Origin of the sequence: Caballeronia sp. (assembly GCF_049581465.1) — a bacterium.
Taxonomy (GTDB): Bacteria; Pseudomonadota; Gammaproteobacteria; order Burkholderiales; family Burkholderiaceae; genus Caballeronia.
On record NZ_JBAUSA010000819.1, the window covers coordinates 1 to 5,311 of the forward strand.

At 59.1% G+C, this 5,311-nt stretch carries 4 protein-coding genes; 3 read left to right on the forward strand and 1 reads right to left on the reverse strand.

Annotated elements, in window-relative coordinates:
* Nucleotides 1-142 precede the first annotated feature (142 nt).
* Nucleotides 143-1,117: a LysR family transcriptional regulator gene (locus tag WCA53_RS20155; protein WP_423914758.1), complete on the reverse strand. Its 975-nt coding sequence runs from the start codon at nt 1,115-1,117 to the stop codon at nt 143-145.
* A gap of 301 nt (nt 1,118-1,418) precedes the next feature.
* Here WCA53_RS20155 and WCA53_RS20160 point away from each other — a divergent pair, with 301 nt between their 5' ends.
* From WCA53_RS20160 to araH, 3 genes are all read left to right on the forward strand, one after another.
* Nucleotides 1,419-2,423 carry an arabinose ABC transporter substrate-binding protein gene (locus tag WCA53_RS20160; RefSeq protein WP_423914770.1) on the forward strand — a complete coding sequence of 335 codons (1,005 nt, stop codon included), beginning with the start codon at nt 1,419-1,421 and terminating at the stop codon, nt 2,421-2,423.
* Between the two features lie 68 nt (nt 2,424-2,491).
* Entirely contained in the window at nt 2,492-3,997 is a 1,506-nt protein-coding gene (gene araG / locus WCA53_RS20165) for an L-arabinose ABC transporter ATP-binding protein AraG (protein ID WP_423914760.1), read from the forward strand.
* A 56-nt stretch (nt 3,998-4,053) separates the two neighbouring features.
* Complete coding sequence (gene araH, locus WCA53_RS20170) at nt 4,054-5,064, forward strand: L-arabinose ABC transporter permease AraH (RefSeq protein ID WP_423914765.1); 1,011 nt, start codon at nt 4,054-4,056, stop codon at nt 5,062-5,064.
* Nucleotides 5,065-5,311 lie beyond the last annotated feature (247 nt).

The following is a 5,311-nucleotide window of genomic DNA, read 5'->3' on the forward strand; positions in this document are numbered from 1 at the left end:
AAATGAAGTCCCGCCCCGGATAGGGGCTAACAGTAATAAGCAAGAAAATCCGACTTAAGCAGAACGACCACGCGAGCAGAAGGACTCAATGCTCTCCCCCCACTCGCCGCTAGCAGCACCGCCCAAACCACCCCCAAACCCCTCAAAGCGCCAGCGCCCCGACCCCTACCCCATAAACCTCAGCAGCAGCGTCCCGCAACGCGCTTAACACCACACTTGCCGCCGGCGATAACAATTGCGTCTGCCGCGTAATAATCCCAAACGCGTCCATCCGGCACGGCAACTCAATCGCCAACCTCTTCAGCGTGCCAAATTCCTCGTACTGCCTGGCGACCTCGTCAGGCATCACCGCCAGCATGTCGCTGTGCAGCAAAAGACTCCAGATCGCCAGGAAGTTATTGGTGTTCACCACGTTTTGCGGCGGCCTGATATCCAGCTCCGAAAACGCCATGTCGAAGCGATGCCGCAGCACGCTACCCGGCGGATGCAGCACCCATGCAGCGCTCTCCAGCCCGCGCATCGTAAGCCCGGTCGCATGTTCGAGCGGATGCCCAGGGCGCGCGACCACGCAAAGAGGTTCATCGGCGATAGGCTCGTAACGCACCGCATCCTTGTACTGCCCCTGCTGCTCAAGCACACGACCCACCATGATGTCGAGATCGCCCTGGGCAACCAGCGGCAGCATGACGTTGGAGGTTTCCACCTGCAGCCAGATCTGCAACTGCGGATACTCCGCCTTCACGCGGCCGATGGCGAGCGGCACCATCGTCGCGGCGGCAGCAGCGATCACGCCGATCTGCACCTTGCCCGCCAGCCCCGCACGCAACGCGGAAATCTCGTCGTGCGCCTGACTCAGGTTCGACAACACCATGCGCGCATGCCGGATCATGACTTCGCCGTAAAGCGTGGCGCGCATGCCGTGCGACGTGCGGTCGAACAAACTCACTTCGAGCACGTCCTCCAGTTCCTTCAATAAACGCGACGCCGCAGGCTGAGTCATCCCGAGCACATCGGCGGCACGGCGCACGTTGCCTTCCTCCTCCATTGCCGCAAGCAGCAATAACTGGCGCGTCTTCAACCGCGCACGCACGAACCAGTTCGAGTAACCCTGAACCATCACCTTTTCTCCACACTTTTGTTTGCTGACGCGATGATGACATACCCGATTTGATATCGGGGGCACTAAAAAACTGATTGGAAAGGAATCGCGCGCTTCCTTAGAATCCGCCAGACCCAAAACGATGTCTGCGCCGTTTGCCGGCACTTCTCACAAAAACGAGAGCCGCTTGGCGAGTCATTTAGGGGGGAAACCCGAGGGGCCGTAGAAGGAGCGAACGGGCGTCAAGCCTGCGCTTGCTGCACAACACTTGAGCTATGCAGCCTCTAATCACTTAGGAGACAGCCACATGAATCGCAAGCTGAACCGCAATCTTCGTCGTTTGACCTTGACCGCAATCGCGGCCGCCACGCTCGGAATTCCGTTCGCCACGCAAATGTCGGCTCATGCCGACGAACCGCTGAAGGTCGGCTTCCTGGTCAAGATGCCGGAACAGGCGTGGTTCATCAACGAGCAGAAGGCGGCTACGGCTCTGAGCCAGCAAGAGCACTTCACGGTTGTAAACATCGGCACGCCGGACGGCGAAAAGGTGCTCTCCGCTATCGACAACCTGGGCGCACAAGGCGCGAAAGGCTTCGTGATCTGCGCACCGGACGTGCGTCTCGGACCGGCAATCGAAGCTCGTGCAAAGCGTTACAACATGAAATTCGTGACGGTGGACGACCAATTGGTCGATTCGACCGGCAAGCCGCTGACTGACGTGCCCCACCTAGGGATGTCGGCGATCAAGATCGGTAATCAGGTAGGCACGGCCATCTCCGACGAAATCAAGAAGCGCGGCTGGAACCCTGATGAAGTCGGCGCGCTGCGCATCACCGACTATGAGTTGCCCACCGCCAAGCAACGCACGGACGGCGCCACGCAAACCTTGCTGGCGGGTGGCTTCAAGAAGGACAACATTTTCGACGCTCCGCAAAAGACCACCGACGACGAAGGCGGCTTTAACGCTGCATCGCCGGTCTTGTCGCAGCATCCGAACATCAAGAAGTGGGTGATCTTCGCACTCAACGAAGAAAGCGTGCTCGGCGCCGTGCGCGCAACCGAACAGTTGAAGATCCCGGGTTCGGACGTGATTGGCGTCGGCATCAACGGCGCGGGTGAGGCGTTCGCCGAGTTCCAGAAGAAGGAACCGACGGGCTTCTACGGCACGATCGCGGTGAGCTCGACCAATCACGGCAAGGACAGCACGCAGAACCTCATCGACTGGATCAAGTCCGGCAAGCAGCCGCCGGCCGACACCCAGACGACCGGCAAGCTCATGGTCCGTGCTAACTGGCTGGACGTGCGCAAGGAACTGGGCATCTAAGTCCTTCACGAAGGGCGGGGCCTTAACGAGCCACGCCCTGTTCGACGTTTTCGCCGGGAACCTCATTGATGGAAACTGCAGTGGCCTCGGCCGATCCGTATCTTCACCTTGACAACGTCACGGTGCGCTTTCCCGGCGTGCTGGCGCTCGACTCCGTCTCGCTCGGCGTGCGTACAGGTGAAGTCCACGGCTTGATGGGAGAGAACGGCGCAGGCAAGTCGACGCTGTTAAAAGTCCTCTCAGGCGTCAACTCCATGACGAGCGGCAGCTTGTCGCTCAATGGAGAGCAACACCAGTTTGCAACGACCAAGGCGGCTATCGCCGCTGGAATCGCGATCATTTATCAGGAGTTGCATCTCGTACCGGAATTGACCGTGGCCGAGAACCTGATGCTCGGCGCGCTGCCAAGCCGCTTCGGGGTGCTGAACGAAAAAGAGATCGTCAGGCGCGCCATAAGCGAACTTGCCAGGCTCGGTGAGCAGATCGATCCGAATATGCAGGTAAAGCATTTGTCGATCGGGCAGCGGCAGATGATCGAAATCGGCAAGGCGCTGATGCGCAACGCGCGCGTGATCGCCTTCGACGAACCCACGAGCTCGCTGTCCTCGCGCGAGACTGAACACCTCTTCAAGATAATCCGCGCGTTGAGGGCCGAAGGCCGCGCGATCATCTACGTAACCCACCGCATGGACGAGGTTTACCAGTTGTGCGATCGCGTGACGGTTTTCCGCGACGGCCGGCGCATCGAGACGTTTGAGAATGTGGATGGACTTGAGCGTGACCAACTGATCAGTTGCATGGTCGGGCGCTCGATCCACGACGTCTATGGATATCGTGAACGCGCTGCGGGCGACGTACAACTGGACGTGCAGGGCTTGATGGGGCCTGGATTATCCGAGCCGGCGTCGTTTGTTGCACGCAAGGGCGAGATTGTCGGCTTCTTCGGGCTGGTCGGCGCAGGGCGTTCCGAACTGATGAAACTCATCTACGGGGCGGTCAGGCCGACGGCTGGCCAGATCGTGCTGAAAGGTTCGCCGCAGCGCTTCAAGACGCCGCGTGACGCGGTCCGCGCGGGCGTGGCGCTGTGCCCGGAGGATCGCAAGCAGGAGGGCATCGTCGCCATTGGTTCGGTGTCCGACAATTTGAATATCAGCTGCCGGCGCCATTTCAGTCCGCTTTTCGTACTGAATTCCGCGAAGGAAGCGTCTACCACGAGCGAGTACATCGCCAAGCTCGCGATCAAGACACGCGACGGCAATACGGCAATCGGCACGCTGTCCGGCGGCAACCAGCAGAAAGTGATCCTGTCGCGCTGGCTGGCCGAGGAAATCGACGTGTTCCTGATGGACGAACCCACCCGCGGCATTGACGTCGGTGCGCGCAGCGAAATTTATGGCCTGTTGTATGGGCTGGCGGAAGCGGGGCGCACGGTGATCGTGGTGTCGAGCGATCTGGCCGAAGTGATTGGCGTGGCGGATCGCGTGATCGTGATGCGGGAAGGAAAGATCGTCGGGAATTTGCCGAAAGCCCAAGTCACGCCCGATCAATTGATCAAGCTCGCGTTACCCGGCTGAACGGGACCTATACAACGAGGGCGCGTAGTCGACGCGCCTTGAAGGAAATACACAACATGCAGACGTCCAACACCCCCGTCACGAACCAGCCTGACCCGAAGGAAAGCGTCGGTCACCGCGCGCGCGCCGCGAGGACGTGGGACCTTATCAACAAGTCGGGCATCGTGATGGTGTTCGTCATCCTGTTCGCTACGCTGTCGCTGACCGTGCCGGACTTTATCAGTTCGCGCAATATCCAGGGCCTGCTGCTGTCGGTCACGCTGATAGGTTCCATTTCCGTCACCATGATGTTCGTTTTGGCACTGGGTGAAGTGGATTTGTCGGTTGCATCGATCGTCGCTTTTGCGGGTGTCGTGGCGTCCACGCTGATCACCTCGACACACAGCCTGACGCTCGGAATCGTGGGTGGCGTTCTGGCGGGAGGTGCGGTGGGGCTGGTGAACGGCGTGTTGATCGCGCGTTGGAAGATCAACTCGTTGATTGTCACGCTTGCGATGATGGAAGTCGTGCGCGGCCTGGCCTTTATCACGTCTCACGGCGACGCTGTGATGATTTCCGAGGAGTCCTTCTTTGAACTCGGTGGTGGCTCGTTTCTCGGCATCTCGTATCCGATCTGGTCGAATATTGTGGGCTTCGTGCTGTTCGGCTTTTTGCTGAAGAAGACTGTGTTCGGCAAGAACGTGCTGGCTGTGGGTGGAAATGGCGAAGCAGCGCTGCTGGCGGGCTTGCCGGTCATGCGCATTAAGATTGCTGTGTTCGTGTTGCAGGGTCTAGTCACGGGTTTTGCGGGCGTGATGCTGGCATCGCGGATGAGTCTTGGCGATCCGAAGACGTCGGTTGGATTGGAGCTGGGTGTGATTTCGGCATGCGTGCTGGGTGGAGTTTCCCTGACGGGCGGCGTGGCGACGATTTCAGGTGTGCTAGTCGGTGTGCTGATCATGGGCTCCGTGCAGGACGCGATGAGTCTGCTTAACGTACCGACGTTTTATCAATATCTGATTCGTGGCGGCATTCTGTTGCTCGCGGTGTTGTTCGATCAATATCGACGGAGCAAGCGAGTCGCTTAGGGGCCGGCTGTTAGCTTTGGGCGGAGCGATGCTGCTAGCGGCGAGTGTGGGGAGAGCGTTGAGTCCTTCTGCTGGCGTGGTCGTTCTGCTTAAGTAGTATTTTCTTGCTTATTACTGTTAGCCCCTATCCGGGGCGGGACTTCATTTCTTTGCAAACGCGCAAAGAAACGAAGCAAAGAAACGCGTTCAAACCGCGAATACCTTAGTGTCGTCATTGCACATTTCAGGCTTTTGGCACGAAACAATC